The organism is Candidatus Defluviilinea proxima, assembly GCA_016721115.1.
Classification (GTDB): Bacteria; Chloroflexota; Anaerolineae; order Anaerolineales; family Villigracilaceae; genus Defluviilinea; species Defluviilinea proxima.
In genome coordinates this window covers 202,819-219,886 of the sequence record JADKIW010000001.1, presented here as the reverse complement: position 1 = coordinate 219,886, position 17,068 = coordinate 202,819, and the positions used below count along the sequence as shown (strand labels likewise).

Annotated in this window: 12 protein-coding genes; 8 read left to right on the top strand and 4 right to left on the bottom strand. The window is 49.8% G+C overall.

The window, feature by feature from the left end; translation table 11 throughout:
• Positions 1-39: 39 nt before the first annotated feature.
• The 3 genes from IPP66_01060 (at position 40) to IPP66_01050 (ending at position 2,722) form a co-directional block, all read left to right on the top strand.
• On the top strand, positions 40-792 hold the full coding sequence (locus IPP66_01060) for a tryptophan-rich sensory protein (protein MBK9923855.1): 753 nt from the start codon (positions 40-42) through the stop codon (positions 790-792).
• Positions 793-901: 109 nt separating this feature from the next.
• Entirely contained in the window at positions 902-1,540 is a 639-nt protein-coding gene (locus IPP66_01055; protein MBK9923854.1) for an O-methyltransferase, read from the top strand.
• Between the two features lie 21 nt (positions 1,541-1,561).
• On the top strand, positions 1,562-2,722 hold the full coding sequence (locus IPP66_01050; GenBank protein MBK9923853.1) for a pyridoxal phosphate-dependent aminotransferase: 1,161 nt from the start codon (positions 1,562-1,564) through the stop codon (positions 2,720-2,722).
• A gap of 321 nt (positions 2,723-3,043) precedes the next feature.
• On the opposite strand, the gene IPP66_01045 is transcribed toward IPP66_01050, so the two are convergent.
• Entirely contained in the window at positions 3,044-3,481 is a 438-nt protein-coding gene (locus IPP66_01045; protein ID MBK9923852.1) for a hypothetical protein, read from the bottom strand.
• Between the two features lie 96 nt (positions 3,482-3,577).
• Between IPP66_01045 and IPP66_01040 the strand changes: the two genes are divergently transcribed.
• From IPP66_01040 to hydA, 5 genes are read left to right on the top strand one after another with little or no spacing between them, the layout of a single operon-like run.
• Positions 3,578-4,093: an ATP-binding protein gene (locus IPP66_01040; protein MBK9923851.1), complete on the top strand. Its 516-nt coding sequence runs from the start codon at positions 3,578-3,580 to the stop codon at positions 4,091-4,093.
• A gap of 39 nt (positions 4,094-4,132) precedes the next feature.
• A complete protein-coding gene (locus tag IPP66_01035) occupies positions 4,133-5,599 on the top strand; it encodes a pyridoxal-phosphate dependent enzyme (protein MBK9923850.1) in 1,467 nt (488 codons plus the stop codon).
• Between the two features lie 46 nt (positions 5,600-5,645).
• Positions 5,646-6,203, top strand: a complete 558-nt coding sequence (locus IPP66_01030; GenBank protein ID MBK9923849.1) for a hypothetical protein — start codon at positions 5,646-5,648, stop codon at positions 6,201-6,203.
• Entirely contained in the window at positions 6,193-8,031 is a 1,839-nt protein-coding gene (locus IPP66_01025; protein ID MBK9923848.1) for an SLC13 family permease, read from the top strand. The genes IPP66_01030 and IPP66_01025 overlap by 11 nt, the downstream gene beginning before the upstream one ends.
• Positions 8,032-8,035: 4 nt before the next feature.
• Positions 8,036-9,448 carry a dihydropyrimidinase gene (gene hydA / locus IPP66_01020; protein ID MBK9923847.1) on the top strand — a complete coding sequence of 471 codons (1,413 nt, stop codon included), beginning with the start codon at positions 8,036-8,038 and terminating at the stop codon, positions 9,446-9,448.
• Positions 9,449-9,491: 43 nt separating this feature from the next.
• On the opposite strand, the gene IPP66_01015 is transcribed toward hydA, so the two are convergent.
• The 3 genes from IPP66_01015 to IPP66_01005 form a co-directional block, all read right to left on the bottom strand.
• A complete protein-coding gene (locus tag IPP66_01015; protein ID MBK9923846.1) occupies positions 9,492-15,581 on the bottom strand; it encodes a hypothetical protein in 6,090 nt (2,029 codons plus the stop codon).
• Between the two features lie 75 nt (positions 15,582-15,656).
• On the bottom strand, positions 15,657-16,313 hold the full coding sequence (locus IPP66_01010; GenBank protein ID MBK9923845.1) for a 1-acyl-sn-glycerol-3-phosphate acyltransferase: 657 nt from the start codon (positions 16,311-16,313) through the stop codon (positions 15,657-15,659).
• Positions 16,310-16,972, bottom strand: coding sequence for a 1-acyl-sn-glycerol-3-phosphate acyltransferase (locus IPP66_01005; protein ID MBK9923844.1), 663 nt, complete (start codon positions 16,970-16,972; stop codon positions 16,310-16,312). The genes IPP66_01010 and IPP66_01005 overlap by 4 nt, the downstream gene beginning before the upstream one ends.
• Positions 16,973-17,068: the final 96 nt, after the last annotated feature.

The following is a 17,068-nucleotide window of genomic DNA, read 5'->3' as shown; positions in this document are numbered from 1 at the left end:
ATCGCCCCTACATGAAAAATAAAATCAGGAGTATTCGAATTGAAAGACACATTACGTCAAGTTGCTAATCTCGTTTCTGCCATCATTGCATTGACAGTGAACATCCTCGCCTCAGCCCTGCCTCTCAACGGACAGAACACCGGCGAGATCTCTGATCGTTTCCAGGTCTACTTCGTTCCTGCGGGTTATGTCTTTGCCATCTGGGGCATCATCTACATCGGCTGGATCGCTTTTACGATTTTCCAGTTTCTTCCTTCGCAGAAGGAAAGTCCGCGATTGCGTAAACTTGGTTATCTGTTTGCCTTGAGCGGAATCTTCAATGCGGCTTGGTTGTTCACATGGCACTATAACTACTTCGGTTTGGGCGTACTTGTTATGCTGACCTTGCTGGGGTTGTTGATCGCCAGTTACCTGCGCCTTGACGTGAACCGCGTCTCTGTCTCACGCTCCGAGCGCTGGTCCGTGGATATTCCATTTAGCATCTACCTCGGCTGGATCACAGTTGCCGCCGTTGCGAACGTCACAGACTGGTTGTATCTCGTCCAATGGGATGCCTTCGGGATTGCGGCTCCTACATGGGCGATCATTATGATCGGCGTGGCATGTATCGTTGCTTTGTTGATGACCATCACTCGACGTGATGTGGCTTATGCATCTGTTCTGGCATGGTCTTTCATTGGAATTGCGGTCAAGCAGACGCCTGCGCCTGATGTAGTTCTTGCCGCATGGTTTGCGGCATTCCTGATGCTTGTGTTTTCGGTTTATAGCCTTACAAACAAACAGACTGCATAACTTTTTCTTTTTCTAAAACAAGGGCATGGATGTATGGTGATCCATGCCCTTGTTTGTTTTTAGGAATATAATCGCGGGGTGTATTTTCCCATCCATAAAAGGAGTCGCTATGCCTGACATCAACTACGATAAATTACAAGAGTACCTCGCCACTCTCGTCCCGCCGCGTCCGCCCGAAATGCAGGCAATGGAAAAATATGCCGAAGAAAAGGACTTTCCTATTCTTGGCCCGGTAAGTGGATATTACTGTTATCAACTTGCCCGCATAATAAATGCAACCTCTGTGTTTGAAATGGGGTCAGGGTATGGATACTCCACAGCATGGTTTGCGAAGGCGGTACAGGAAAACGAGGGATGGGTTGTGCATCATACGGTTTGGGATGAAGAGCTTTCGAAGATGGCAGAGGAGCATTTGTCGAGGATGGGATTCGATGGCCTTATCCATTATCACGTTGCCGAAGCAGTTGAGACGCTTCGCCAGACGGAAGGTCCATTCGATATTATCTTCAACGATATTGATAAAGAATCCTACCCTGATTCACTTCCCGTTATCAAAGAGAAGCTACGTTCTGGCGGTATTCTCATCATTGATAACATGCTCTGGCACGGACAAACACTCAACCCAAATAACCATGAAAAATCTACGAAAGCCATTCGCCGCTTCACGCATGATATTACAAGCGATCCTGATTGGGCCGTTTCTCTTGCCCCGTTGCGGGATGGAATGATCGTAGCCTATAAAAAATAATCACATTGCAGACAGGAACCTATGAAATACAACTTTGACATTACACCCAATCGTCGTAGCCCAAACCTATATAACAAATGGACCTACTATCCTAAAGATGTGCTTCCCATGTGGGTGGCGGATATGGACTTCCCCGCCCCTCAACCGATTTTGAAAGAACTTCACAAGGTGGTGGATCAGGGAGTCCTTGGCTATGAAATTCCGTCGAGAGCTTTATATGAGACCGTTGCCGCGCGCATGGATGAATTGTATGCCTGGAAAGTGAAACCTGATGCGATCATTGCTACTCCTGGAATTGTGAGTGCCTTTAGCGTAGCGGCGCGTGCGTTTGCATCGCGTCAAAAAGGCGTGCTTATTCAGACCCCGGTCTACAATGAGTTTCACTCGATCAAAAATAATATTGGCGTACCGCAGTTGAATGTGCCATTGATCAAGACTGTGCATGGAAATGTATTGAGATATGAGATCGATTGGTTTGCTTTTGAACGGCAAGTAAAAAAGGCGGGGATGTTCCTGCTTTGCAATCCTCATAATCCATTAGGGATCATTTTTTCTCGTAAAGATCTGTTACGAATGGCGGAACTTTGCATTAAGAATAACGTAATTATCGTTTCAGATGAGATTCATTCAGAGTTGTTCCTTGGTGGCAACTCATTTACTCCCATTGCGAAGCTTTCCTCTGAGATAGCAAGGCATACTATCACGTTGGTAGCACCCTCCAAAACATTCAATGTGCCTGGGCTGTTTTGTGGGTTTGCAATTATCCCAAATCGAGACTTGCGCGACCGCTATCAAAAGGAAGTGTCAAACATGAGTCTGCACGTAAATAGCATCGGTTTGCAAGCCGCACGGATCGCGTACTCCGGTCAGTGTGATGGATGGCTGAAAGAATTACGTCAGTACCTCACAGGCAACCGTGACTTTCTCGTGGAATATGTATCCAAGCACATGCCCAGTGTGCGCATGACCATTCCAGATGCCACCTATCTGGGTTGGCTTGATTTCACGCAGACCGACATCACGGGTTCCCCTTTTAAGTTCTTTATGGATCAGGCTAAAGTTGCCTTAAGTGATGGAAAGATCTTTGGACCAGAAGGGGACGGTCATGTGCGGATCAATTTCGGTACCTCGCGCAGGCTTCTCAAGCAGGGTCTCGATCGTATCCGTAGGGCGATGAAATAAAAAAAGACGGGTGGGGAACCCAATTACGGGAACACCCATCCGTCGAGTAGATCTTGCTATTTAGATGGCTGGGAAGGAGTGGGAATTTGCGCCTTCCTTTCGTTAGGAGAACGTCTGGTTCTAAAGCTTACTTTTGCTTATTGACCAGGTCAAGGCTGCCCAATCCTTCCGTGGGTAAACATTTCAGGCGGTGTCTCTATGGCTACCTCCTTTCTCTTGAACACATAATACTCCAAATAAAAACCGATACATTAAAATCAGCATACGTTTTTGTTAAAACACACTTGAGATTTGTGTAGATGAAATTCACATTCTCGCAGTTCAATACATATTGTCTGGGTGTTGTTTGTTTCTGTTGAGTAATTTTGCGATCAACACGCCTCCGGGGGCTGCGAAAACAAAGGCAAGGATACCTGCCAGCACAAGACCAATGCCTGCAAAGATCCCGATCCAGATAAAAGCAAAGGCAACAGGATCGGTCTTTACAACTTCTCCGTTCGTATCAAAACATTGGATTTGGTATCCTGTGGCTGGGCGTTCAAAGCCATTGTCATCGATGGATGTTGTTGAGTAAGTGTCGATCTTTGGAGTGGTGTTTTCCGGACATACCATTGGGCCAACTGTCCGTACTGCGAGGTCGCTCCCGGAAGAAATGCCCCCAGCGGTGGCGGCAATAGGGATCACACATGTAGCCATGATACAGAAGATAACCACCCAGATGATACATCCCGACGAGGCCCCTGCTGCTGCATTTTTCATGATTTTCTCCTTATTGATAAAAGTGTGAAGTTACAATACAACGAAATACCCTGAAGATGAATAGTATACATGTCTCACTTCATTGGAGGAGTCAGAATGAAATTGATCGTTTTCTCTGGTTTGCCCGGCACTGGTAAAAGTACATTGGCGGAAGCGCTTGGCAAACAACTTCAAATTCCTGTCTTTGCCAGAGACTGGTTGGAAGCGACTTTATTGCGAAATGATTTGCAGTCAATATCGAATGATAAGCCGCTGGGTTACGTAGGTTATGAATTAATGACCGTTCTTGCAGAGCGTCAATTCATGCTGAAGCAGTCAGTGATTTTGGATAGCGTCGCCGCGACACTGTCGATACGAAAGACATGGCGAGAACTATCCGCGCAATATCAGGCCGATTGGCGAGTGATCGAGTGTGTTTGTGCTGATGAAGCGTTACATCGTTCACGGTTGGCAATTCGTAAACGTAACATCCCCGGCTGGCATGAACTGGAATGGTCTGATATCGAGAAAGTAAAACAATACTACCAACCGTGGAACGAAGATCGTCTTGTATTGGATATGGCCGAGCCTCTTGAGGAAAATATTTCCAGAGTTAAGTCATATTGTGAGTGAAATTGTCCTGCGCTACAATTGAAACATCCAGGAGACCCTATGACAACCATTGACTTGACCATACAAAAAGAACGTCGTGCAAATTCCATCAAACGTGCGAAGGAACGTAATATCGTTATCCCAACCTACGCACAGATGAAAGACCCTTCAAAAATTCCAGCCAAGGTGAAGGATGAATTAAAGAGTATCGGACTCTGGGACATTCACCCGCGCAATCTCTTCCGCATCAACTGGCATAACCAACCGCTCGCCTCAGGCGGGACCTTTGGCGGCGTCAACTTTCTCGAGCTTCCCTCTTCGTTGACGGGTGTTCCCGCGCGCATCATTGCCATCGTTGGCAAATGGTTCCCAACCGGAGCGCACAAGGTCGGGGCGGCGTTTAGCTGTCTCGTGCCGAGGCTGGTCACAGGTCAATTTGACCCGACGACTCAAAAAGCAGTCTGGCCCTCCACAGGGAATTACTGTCGCGGTGGCGCATATGACTCCGCTTTGTTGGGATGTGAGTCCATTGCGATCTTGCCCGAAGGGATGTCCAAAGAACGATTCGAGTGGTTGTCCAAAGTCGCAGGCGAGACGATCAAAACACCCGGTTCTGAATCGAACGTCAAAGAGATTTTTGACAAGTGTTGGGAGTTGCGCAACTCCGGGCAAGACCTGATGATCTTCAACCAATTCGAAGAGTTCGGCAATTACCTCTGGCATTTCGAAGTGACGGGTCATGCCATGGAAGAAGTGTTCAAACAAGTCGCAGGCAAAAACGGACGCTATCGCGGCATGGCCTCGGCCACAGGTTCCGCAGGCACAATTGCGTCTGGCGATTACATGAAAAAATTATTCCCCGATTCAAAGATCGTTGCGAGTGAAGCGTTGCAATGCCCTACACTGCTCGAAAACGGATTCGGCGCACATCGCATCGAAGGTATTGGCGATAAACATGTACCGTGGGTGCATAACACCAAGAATACGGATGTAGTCACAGCCATTGACGATAACGCAGTTGTCAACATCGCTCGTCTCTTCAACGAAGAAAATGGACGACAGTTCCTCGTCGAGAAAGGCGTCCCCGAAGCGACAGTCAGTCAACTTGACTTGCTTGGTTTCTCAGGCATCTCGAATGTTCTCTCGTGCATCAAAGCCGCTAAATATTACGAGATGGACGAGAACGACATCATGCTCACCGTCCTCACTGACTCGATGGAACTCTATCGCTCGCGTTTGCACGAGATGCATCAGGAATTCGGCGAATACTCTGAGCGCGATGCCGCCGCAGACTTTGCCCGCTATCTGCATGGCGAATCCACCGATAACATGCTCGAACTCCGCTACACTGATAAGCGTCGCGTGCACAATCTCAAATACTACACATGGGTCGAACAACAGGGACGCACCTACGAAGAGATCCAACAACAATGGTATCACCCCAACTATTGGACCGATGTCCAGAAGCAGGCCGATGAAATTGACGAACTGATCGTTGAGTTCAACAAGGAAGTTGGGTTGGTGTAATTTGTAGGGACGGGCAACTGCCCGTCCCTACCTTTATAATATCCTCATGCTGAAACCAACGGACTTGATTCTCGTCTGCCTTCTCCCAATTCCACGTGATTTGGAGATCGCGCGACTCTTGGGCTGGTATAGAATCCCGCTTCGCACCGCTCCCAAAGTTGTAGCCGTGGACTATCTAGCTTTTTACCAACCTTCAGCTTTCGGTGACCGTGGCGGACAGATCGAATTCATCTCGCAAGTCAAAGGCCATGAACTCACTACGCGTGGCGAACTTCTCAAAGACGAAGCAAACCATCCACGTGCGAAAGAAGAGTATTACAAACTCCAGATCGGTGCATTGGAGAAATTGAAAGAGCCAGTCAAATCAGAGAAATGGAAACGCCTGACGTTTCTCTATACAACGGGGGAGTACTTGCTGAAAGCCAAATCCCTGAATGATCTCGTCGTGAACGGCGACGAACGTCAACTCCTTTGGCGGTCTTTGCGTGAACGAGCCGAAAATGAACAACTCTACAAAACCGATCTCCCCGAAGCGGATATTCCACCTGAAGTATTGATCGCATTGTTGGGAATCAAGGAAATGCAGGAACCATATGACCCTTGAAATGTGGTTCGTTGTTGCGATGATTGCCATCCCGCTGTTGCAAGTGGTGTTCAATCGTTGGCGGGTGGATGTTGCCGCGCTATTTGTGATAGTCGCTTTGGGGTTGGCACAATATCTGGGCTTTAGCATTCTCGGTGACGAGAAATCCCCTCAACAGACACTGCTCGCTATTTCGGGATTTAGTCAGCCCGTCGTTGTGACGTTGATCGGGCTTTTCATCCTTACACAGACTCTGTCTCACAACGGTGTCATGCTCTGGCTCGGGCAACGTCTTGCCGCCATGGGTGGAAAATCTGAATCGCGATTGATCTTTTTATTCACATTTGCATCCGCATCTTTATCTTTGTTGATGAACAATGTGGCAGTGGGAGCCTTGCTTCTTCCAAGTGCCATACAAGTTGCGAAAAAATCGAAGATAGCGCCAAGCAAATTGTTGATCCCTATCTCTTTTGGAACAGCATTGGGTGGCATGGCCACCTACTTCACGACAGCGAACATTGTTCTCAGTAACCTGCTATCAGTTGCCAAACCTCCTCAACTACCGCTTGGTGTTTTATCGTTCTTTCCCGTTGGCGGATTGATCGCCATCGCGGGCATTTTATACTTGACCACCATCGGCCGCCGCATTTTGCCCAACCGCGAACCCGGACCAGAACAAGCCATTGCACGTCGTGCCAGTGATGAAGTGGAGACTCTCTACTCCCTTGGCGAACGTCTCTGGGAAGCGAGCCTCACACCGGATTGTTCGTTGATCGGTAAAACCCTCAAACAAACGCGGATCGGCGAACGGTTTGGGCTGGCCGTTATCGCCATCCGCCGTGGACGTGGGATCATTGTCACGCCAGATCCCACAGTGGAAATCGAGGCGCACGATGTCCTTCTCGTTGTCGGGCGTAAAGAACGTGTCGATCAATTGTCCGAGATCGGTTTCAAGATCAGTCGGGAACTTCAAACGCTGACCAACTTCAATGTGGCCTTTCTTGAGCTGATCCTTGCTCCTCACTCTGCATATGTTGGTCAGACCATCAAGCAAATGAATTTCCGTCGCAAATATGGCTTCATGGTCGTTGCCTTGTTTCGACGTGATCGCAGTTACCGCACCGATGTGGGCGACATTCCCCTTGAAATGGGTGACTCGCTTTTGCTGATCGGTCCACCCGAACGCACGCGAGATTTGCGCATCAACCCCGATATTGTCATCCTCGAAACTGACCCCACACCTCGTGCTATTCCGCGAAGGCGTGCGCTGATCAGTGTTGCTGTGTTTGTCAGTGCCATAGCCTTTTCCGTTGCAGGTGTTCCTGTGTATTTATCTGTTCTTGCGGCGGCGTTACTTTCCATCTTGTTGCGTCTGTTGCCTTTGCAAGAGGTATATCGTTCCATCGAATGGCAGGTCATCTTTTTCATTGCAGGCATGTATGTTGCCAGCCTGGGTATGATCCATACCGGTCTTGCAAATTTGATCGGCCTTAATGTGATCACGCTAATAACGAACCTTGGCATCGGTCCGCTTGGGTTGGCCGCTACCACCTTTTTACTTTCCGCACTTCTCACACAATTCATGGGCAGTCAGGCTACTGCTTTTGTGATCGGCCCTATTGCCATTAGTGCGGCGCTTCATCTCAACACGAATCCTCAAGCCATTGCCATTGCCGCGGCTATCGGATGTTCCGCATCTTTCCTCACGCCCATTGCGCATCCCGTTAACCTCATCATGATGGGTCCCGGCAACTATCGTTTCAGCGATTTCTTCCGTGTTGGGTTGGGATTGATGATCGTTGTTTTCCTCATGTTAATCGCTGGTCTACTTCTTTTCTGGAGATTATAAACTCATGACTACTCTCATTAAAAACGGGACCCTCGTCACCGCAACCGAAACGTTTCAAGCCGATATCTTGATCGAGGACGAAAAGATCGTCCGCGTCTCTCCTGGACTTCAAGCTGATTCAGCGACATTGATCGATGCTACGGGAAAGCTGATCCTGCCCGGCGGCGTGGACCCTCACGTCCATTTGGATTTGCCAATGTTCGATACAGTCTCCTCCGATGACCATTACACTGGTCACAAAGCCGCAGCCTTCGGCGGGACAACAACCGTTATGGACTTTGTTGTGTTGGAAGATAAAGGATTTGATTATTCAGTGGATCTCTGGATGAAGATGGCGGAGAAGGCCGCCATTGATTATTCCTTTCACATGAATCTGACTCGTTTCAATGACAAGATCGCGAAAGAAATCCCCTCTCTGATGAAGATGGGGATTCAAACTTTGAAAGTCTTCACCGCCTATAACGGACGTCTACGGCTCGATGATGGTGGCATCTTCAAAGCCTTGCAAGTTGCCAGAGATAACGGCATGTTGGTCATGGCACATTGTGAGAACGGCGATGTCATCGATACGTTGACCGAACAAGCACTTGCGGCTGGACATACGACTCCCGAATGGCATGCGTTGACAAGACCAGGCTGGGGCGCAGTAGAAGCTACTTTGCGGATGGCAGGCATGGCGTCTAGTGCTGATGCGAGTGTGTATATCGTCCACATGAATATGGGAGGCGAAGTGGATATGTTGAAGTATGCTCGTGAGCGCGGCGTCAAAGTGATGGGGGAGACGTGTCCGCAATATCTGTTCTTCACGATTGATAATTTGCGTCAACCTGATGGCGCGAAATGGATCTGTTCTCCGCCGATGCGAACGAAGGAAGATAATGCGCGGTTGTGGGAAGGGTTGACAGAGGGGATCTTGCAGACAGTCGGCACGGACCATTGCCCATTTTATTTTGACGGAACCAATCCCATCGTCTATGAAGGAAGCGAGATCGCCATCCCCGGGAAAGAGTTGGGGAAGGATGATTTCACGAAGATACCGAATGGCTTGCCGGGCATCCAGGATCGCATGCCAGTAATATGGACGCATGGCGTGCGTTCGGGGAAGATGACGCAGAATCAATTTGTGGCATATACGAGCACGAACCCCGCGAAGATATTTGGTCTGTATCCGCGTAAAGGTGCATTGCTCGAAGGCTCCGATGCAGACATTGTGATCTGGGATGCGGAGAAGAAAGTGAAGTACGGCGTCGCGATGTCACATCAACGCACGGACTATAACTTGTATGAAGGCTGGGAGTTGACGGGGTACCCCGAAAAAGTTTTCCTGCGCGGACAGTTGATTGTGGATGGCGATGAGTGGAAAGGCAAGAGGGGGATGGGTCAGTTTTTGAAACGCGGTCAAGGCGAAGTCATTTAACTTGTTGGAGGTGCAGTATGTACTGCACCTCCAACTGTAACTCTTATTCCACGATCACCCAATCGCTTCCGCTTCGGCCAAAGACTTCAGGAGAGTACATCTCCTCCGCTTTGGCAGGCGGGACAACGAATGTGCCGGGCGTGGTGGCGCGGGCGATGTAGGTATATTCATACACCCCATCCCATAACAAGGATGTGAAGGCTTCGGCGCGATTATCGCGCATGTTTTGATGTTCATACCATGTGCCCCACCACCACCAACCATAACGATAGTCCGGGCTGGCTGGGTCTTGTGGCGCGCTTTGTGAAACGGCAAGGTCTGGGTTGATGATCTCCAAGCCAGCGGGGAGCGGATCGACCAATGCCACGTGATAGCGGCGATTATCGGCCACCATCGTGATCTTCACTTTCACGCGCGTGCCAGCCTTGATATGCCAGACACCATTGCTGTCTTGATACACATCTTCGGGATCATCCACGCCTTCATAGCGGCGTTCAATGACAAAGCCCATATCCAGCGGATCGAGGTTCAAGTCAGTGGGAGCGTATTGCAACCCCAAGCGGTAATACAACCTGCCCGTGCCATCCTTACTGAGAATCAGATTCTCCATCCCACCGCCAGCCTCTGTTTCAGTGAGCACATAATTCATCGGGATGAGTGTTTCGTGGATGTCTGTCGTCCGTCCGCGGAACTCATTGCTTCCGGCGTAGGTATCTCCCAGCCAAATGCGCGCCACAAAGTCCGGCGTTTGGGTTTCATAGGTGTTGAAGTAACGGTCAAGCGCGAGAAGGACAAAAACATTCTCCTGCGTGTTGTTCCAGCGGCCTTTACTGCGATGTGCAAGCAAACCGTTGACCACCTTGGGGATCAAGTCGCTTTGTGGATTATCTTCGATCAACGCATCCAACAGGATGGCATCGGTGCGGCGGTCGGAACTGAGCAGAAGATAGGTCTGGTCGCTGTAATACGTTGTGAAGTTCGCTGCGCCTGCCGTCTCAACAACATGGTTGTTCACAAACTGTCGAATGGCATCCAATTGACTCTCATCATCGATTACAGACCATAACCAGCCGATGGCTTCCATCGAAAGGTTTTCCAGCCCCGCATCGTTCAACAGTCTTTCAGCTTTTGCTGAGTCACGGTCACCCATCAAATTGCGCACATAAAGCGCATACGCGCTGAGCGTTCGGCGTGTATCTTCGCTGTACCAGGATGGATAGTGGCTTTCGATGTCGCGCATATATGCTAGTGCATTCTGTTGCATCTCTTCGGGCACATCGAATCCCTTTTCCTCTGCACGATACAAGGCATGTGCCACATGGATGGTATTGAACGGACTGGACTCGAATCCGCGTCGCCAGTAGGGGAATCCGCCATCGAAGTTTTGCATCCCTTGCAGGCGCTCAATATCGCGGTTCACGGCTGATTCCATTTCAGCGGGCGAGGGCAACCCGTCGGCTTTGAAAGCAGTCAACACGTCACGCAATGAAGCGACCGCCAAAATGCGAGATGCCAATTGTTCGGAACATTCGTATGGATACGAGACCAGATACAACACTGCATCGGTCAATGACTGCAATGCAGTAGATGATGTTGAAACTTCCAATCCGCCGTATTGTGGGAAAACGCCCGAAGGATATTGCACGGGCTGTGCAATAGCTCCATCGTCGATCACGCCATAAGTAGCAAAGGCTTCGGTCGTTGACGGAGTGTAAACAGGCAACTCCACATTGGCGGCGTCAGCGTAATTCCCGGATGTCGCCGCGATCTGCACATGGACGGTCCCTGCCATCACTGTGGAGGCTGGGAAGCGCACTTCCACGCGATCATTGGCTGGGACGTTGACACGCAAGCCCGTATTTTCAAATTCAAGGTTCGTGGCGCGAAGGACAACATCCACTGTCATTGCTTCGTCGGTTTGGTTTTGCAAGACAACGGGCAATTCGAATTTGTCGCCAAAGTTGAGGAAGCGTGGCGCGGAGGGGCGTACCATCAACGGCAGTCTCGCCGTGATATTCGACTCGCCCGTCCCGAACTGATTCCCGCCTCGATCCACCGCCACAGCCATGACCCGGTATCTGGTGAGGTTATCCGGCAGTTTGACCGACACCCGCGCCTCGCCATTGGGACCTGTTTGTACGGTAGGTGCGAAGGTTGCCAGCGGATTGAAATTCGTGCGAACGGCAATTGATGTTTGCGCCTGTGTTTGATTCTTAACACCGTCCGCTAATGTTGCGGTCATTGTGGGTTGAGGAGCGGCCATAGCTGGTGCTTCTATTGCTGCTGCTTCTAACACTAGTTCTTCTCTATTCTGTGCTCTTGCCAGTGATTGCGGGTCGGCCAGAATGATGCTGGCACGACCATAGATACTTGAGAGATAGGATGGTCGGTCAGCGTAGAAGCTGTTGATCGGGTCTTTCAGTTGATACCCTGTCAGTGCAAGAATGGATTCGTCCACGACGACAACTGCCAGTTCAGCATTCGACACTGGTTGACCATTCGCATCCTTCACCATGATGTTCAAAGTCGTCTCGCCGCCCGGTTCCAACCTGCTTTGATCTGGTTCCACTTGCAGGGACAATGTCCTCTGCTGAGGAGGAATGCTCAAGTTCAATTGACCGCTGGCATAGGCAGGACGCGGTGGAACATTGGAAAGTGGTTCTCCATTGTCATCTGTGCGCGTTGCAGAGCCAGCCAGATCCACTTGAATGTTCAGGTTGGGGATGTGTTCTTCTTCGATGGGAATTCTCAAAGTGGCTGTGCCATCTTCGACTTCAAAGCGTGTTGTGTATAAAATCCCATTGCGACTGACGGTCAATAATCCTTCAGCAGGTACAAACGGAGATTGCACAAGGATTTCCGCTATGTCGCCGGGCTGATAGGTTTCCTTATCCGGAATAAGTGTGACCTCTTCCTGTTCTACTTTGCGTGAGGGAGGTTGCTCTCCACCGCTGACCCAGCGCGTGAAGCGGCTTTGATTCTTGCGTCCAAGTTCGTCTGTTACTTGTGCGGTGATCTGATAGCTTCCGCCGATGGGAGTTTCAAAGGAACAGGAATCAGGTTCCTGTTGAGAAAGAAGCGAGCAGGTTTGGACTTCCACCACTTCCTCGGCCCATTTCCCGTTACGAGTCTTCCATTCCAACCTTCCTGCTGTGATCTCAACGGGACGATCACTGACCGGTTCTCCATCCAGATCGGTGACGATGAACTCAATTTCGAGCGGCGTGCCGCGCCCGACAAAGTAACGGTCACTGCGGATGCCGATGTAAAGATCGGCGGGGTGAACGAGAAGTGAAGTGGAACTGCTCCACGCCTGACGGTTCACATCCATCACCGTGGCTTGTGCGACCACGCTTTGCGGCTGCGGGTCTTTGGCAGGATCGCCCTTTTGGTTCATATCAAGGTTTAGATAATGCGTGCCGGTTGCATCGGTCTTGCCATTGAAGGTTTGTGTTTGAACTCCTTCGGGAGTTTGATAATTGAAGTCATAAAACCACCACCAGGGTTGCCATGTGCCGAAAGTGAAGTCGGGCCAGTTGGGCGGGGAGTAGGTACCGGGGGATGTCGTGATCTGCCAGGTGACATCGGCATTGGGGAGCGCGCCGCCTGCATAGTATTTCGCTTCAACAGCGATTGTTGCCTGATCGCCCATAAAATACGGAGCGGATGTCTCGTTGCGTGCATTTACCTCGAATTCGGGCCGACGGAATTCCTGTATCTGGATGTTGTGAGAATAATCCTTACCATCCAATCCGCCTACATCGCCGATGGTAGAGATGTAAATAGTCGCTGTTCCCAAATTGGTCGTTTGTGGAATGGTGAATGCGAAATCGAAACCACCGAGGGCGTTCACATCTGTTGTGCCGTTGCCCAACTCATTGCCAAATGGATCCATGATCTGATAACGCACAGAAGAAACCAGATTGCCCACTAATGTAACATCGCCGCCTTGTTTTGCTCCAATACGTCTCAGCCAACCTTTGAGATGCACCTCCTCACCGGGACGATACATCTGACGGTCGTCGAAGACATACCAGCTTAGGAAGTCATTTGTTGGATTGACTGTCCATGGATCGTCGCCCCAATAATAGTTTGAGCGTGGCAGGATCGCCTGATCTGCGCCCTTACTCGCAACGAGATAAGTGGCTCCTGATGGAATATCAAAGCGCGTAACACCATCTCCTCCGCTCAAAACGGATGCGTTACTGTTATTCGCTTGAATGCGAACGCCAGACAACGGTGAACCATCCTTGATGTCGGTTGTCCAAGCCACCATTTCGCTGTGATCGGTGTATGCATCTATACCGATCTGTGTGACCTGCACCCATGTGATGATGGTTTGAGAGAAACGCCTGTATTTGTCCTCTTCCGCTTCAATGATCTTTTTCGGCGGTTCCACGATAAGGACGAATTGACCGAAGTCGCCATTCATGTGTTTCCCGAGGTCAACAGCCACCTGTGACAATGTATCATCCGGGATGTTCAACGTAAGCGAACTGTCTTCGACCAATGTGCCAGGCATGGAAGGTGGATTATCTGTCCGTTGCCATTCCCGCAGATATTCCTTGAAACGAGGCCAGTCCGCGGGTTGAACGGAATACACTTTCAAATTAAGTTTGTTGTAGTTTATGGCATAGACCGAAAAGACCTTCTTCGAAGCCGTCGGGTCGAGTGTAATGAAACTTTGCCCCGTGTTGACCAAAATCGAATCCGCTTTACCCACTTTGAATGTCAGACTCGTATCGTCGCCCAATTGTTGGCCAAAGACATCCTGGATCTTTCCCGACACAGTGACACGGTAGGTTGTTTGTCCGCTGGTTGCACCGCTGATCTCGATCGTGTTCCCGTACACATTGGCAGACACGCCGGGGATCTCTGGCTCTACTCGTAACATATCCTCCGTGAATAGCATGGTATCAATCGGATTATTGAAACGAATCGTAAAGGGAGTTAATGGTGGACAACGATCATCATACCAACTGCAACGATGCTCCTCGATTCGCAAGGGAGCATAGGTATGAAAACTGAACGATTGATCTTCTGTTGTGGTGAGAGGCCCCTCTGCGGATGGCATTCCTGTTTTGACGATCACCGTGATATCGGTTTCCACAGGTAATGGTTTTGTTGCACGGAACGCAAGCCAGCGCCCTTCCTGTGCAGTATCAACCAACTGCTTGATACTTTCGTCATCTTCGATCTCTGCCTTTGTAGCTAAAACAAGTGCAACACTTTGGCCGCCAGCCTTCACTTCAATATTTTCAAGTGCAGTTTTTGGGTCAATGCGTTGATCGAACAAAATGAACATGATCGGGTCAAGCGGTTGTGGGGAATACTCATATGGATATGAGGTGACGATCTTCGCTGTGGGAGTCTTGAATGTCCATGTGATGGCTTCAGCCAATGTTTGTCCGTTGATAGATTTCGTCCCTGCTGGTACGGTCGCGCGATACTCGGTCGCTTTGGGCAGACGGTCAATCAACTCAGAGTCATATTCAAAGGTTAGGGTCTTTGTTCCCAACCAACGCCATGTGCCGGGTAGGGATGGTTCGATGATGACCGGCACATCTTTTTCGGCCAGATTGTTTAATGTCCCTAAAGGGACCATCGCTTGATTGAACGTCACACTGACAAATGGCGCGATCGGGATCTCTCCCTCAGGTGCATATCGGGACACTTGCAAAGGCCCCGCTTCTGACTCATCCGGAGTTGGTCCTGTTTCGAGAGGCGGGAACTGTCCTTCGATCACATTCCCTGGCCGCGGAGGCGGGAGGAGTTCCTGCGGAGGGTTGAACCCGGTCTGTTCACCGGGAGCAGGCGTCAGGTCCGGTAGACGCGCATAAATCAATTGGATATTTTCCAGTGAGAGCGGTTCCCCAGTTGCCACGGGTAACGTTTCCACGATGTCCGCACCGGGTTTCCCATCGCTCAATCCGACATCAATGCCGAATGTATCCTGTGATGTTGGGGTTGCACTTGTATCCACTATGACCGGGATATTTGTATTGTTTGTTGATTTGCCCGGCAGGATTTTTTTCGAGAGGAAAACGATCCCGCCTACTGAAAGCAGGATAAGTATGCCGATAAGCGTCACAGCACGTTTGTTGCGGAAAATATTCGTTCTTTTGTCAGTCATCGAAAAGTCCTCCTTTGTCAGGACGTCTGGTCTTGAATTAAGTTCCCCCGTTTTGGCTTTCACGATGTTCAGGTATTACAACAACTCTTTCAGTCTCGGATGCTCTGCATATACTCCGCGATAGTTCTCGGGCAGGATTGCCGCAATGTGGCACATGATCTCATCTGTATATTGTTTCAACGCTTCGTCGCGTCCTTCTTTGGGCAGTGGGGGAAGGGTGAATGCCGGGCCAGCGGTGATGGTCACATGAGTGCGCTTCAAACGTTTCAGATTCCCAAATAGCACTTTGTCTTCTGTACCTGTCAGCGCGACAGGGATAATGGGACGGTTCAATTTGGTCGCCAGATAACTGACACCCGGCTTCGCTTCGATCAATGAACCCGCGCGGCTACGTGTTCCCTCGGGGGCGATCACAAGGATATTATCTTCTTTCATCAGGTCTATGATTTTACGAAGGGCTTTGATGTCAGGGTTGAAGCGGTCAATATAAATAAAGTTGAAGTACTTTCCGAGCCAGCGCAGGAACGCGACCTCGTTCCATTTTTCACCGATCACTACGAACATGTCCCAGCGATTGAGCGCATAGAACGCCATCGGCGCATCTATAATGCCAAGATGATTTGTGGCGACGACAAAACTCCCATCTTTGGGAAGATGTTCGTATCCCGTAACTTCCACGTGCGCGGCTAGATTGAAAACGACACGAACCAACCAACGAAGAATATATTTCATGGACGCAATAATTCTTTCAAGCGCGGATGTTCTGCATACACTCCGCGATACTTCTCAGGCAACATTGCTCCGATACGACACATGATCTCATCGGTTGCTTTCTGCATCGCTTCTTCGCGCCCGGTGCCTTTGGGAATGTCAACATAAAAAGGATCATCGCCGCGCACCACGATCTTTGTCCTTCTGAAGTGTTTGAGATTTTCAACCACACCGCGATCTTCTGTCCCGGTCAGTGCCACTGGCAGGACCGGGTATCCGCTTTTGCTTGCGAGGAAAACCGCACCCATCTTTCCCACTTGAAGCGCCTCCGTCTTGGACCTTGTCCCTTCGGGTGCGATAACGAATAAGCCGCCTTGTTTCATTCGCTCAAGAATCTGGCGCATTGCAGAAAAATCTGTTTCAAAGCGGTTTAACCAAATGGCATTGGCGGCACGCCCGATCGTGCCGAAGAATGGATGGTTCTTGTATTTTTCTGCGATGGCCATGATAATGTCTTCACGGTCGAGCACACATAATAGCACGGCAGTATCAAGTCTGCCCAAATGATTGGACGCCACGATCGCGTTTCCAGCCGGTAATTTTTCCATACCATGCACTTCAATCGTGGCAATTAACTTCATAATAAATCGGACGATGGAGCGTAGTGTTTTGTAATTCATACCGCCCATTTTACAACAAGCGAAGCACTTTGGTCTCTTGTATTTTATGGTGTCTACGGATAAGAAACGGGCAACATCTTGATGTCGCCCGTTTTA

Coding starts and splice junctions, on each gene's coding strand:
- IPP66_01040 (MBK9923851.1), top strand. CDS start 3,578: ATGAAATTGATCGTTTTCTCTGGTTTGCCCGGCACTGGTAAAAGTACA.
- IPP66_01030 (MBK9923849.1), top strand. CDS start 5,646: ATGCTGAAACCAACGGACTTGATTCTCGTCTGCCTTCTCCCAATTCCA.
- IPP66_01010 (MBK9923845.1), bottom strand. CDS start 16,313: ATGAAATATATTCTTCGTTGGTTGGTTCGTGTCGTTTTCAATCTAGCC.
- IPP66_01015 (MBK9923846.1), bottom strand. CDS start 15,581: ATGACTGACAAAAGAACGAATATTTTCCGCAACAAACGTGCTGTGACG.
- IPP66_01025 (MBK9923848.1), top strand. CDS start 6,193: ATGACCCTTGAAATGTGGTTCGTTGTTGCGATGATTGCCATCCCGCTG.
- IPP66_01045 (MBK9923852.1), bottom strand. CDS start 3,481: ATGAAAAATGCAGCAGCAGGGGCCTCGTCGGGATGTATCATCTGGGTG.
- IPP66_01005 (MBK9923844.1), bottom strand. CDS start 16,972: ATGAATTACAAAACACTACGCTCCATCGTCCGATTTATTATGAAGTTA.
- IPP66_01035 (MBK9923850.1), top strand. CDS start 4,133: ATGACAACCATTGACTTGACCATACAAAAAGAACGTCGTGCAAATTCC.
- hydA (MBK9923847.1), top strand. CDS start 8,036: ATGACTACTCTCATTAAAAACGGGACCCTCGTCACCGCAACCGAAACG.
- IPP66_01050 (MBK9923853.1), top strand. CDS start 1,562: ATGAAATACAACTTTGACATTACACCCAATCGTCGTAGCCCAAACCTA.
- IPP66_01055 (MBK9923854.1), top strand. CDS start 902: ATGCCTGACATCAACTACGATAAATTACAAGAGTACCTCGCCACTCTC.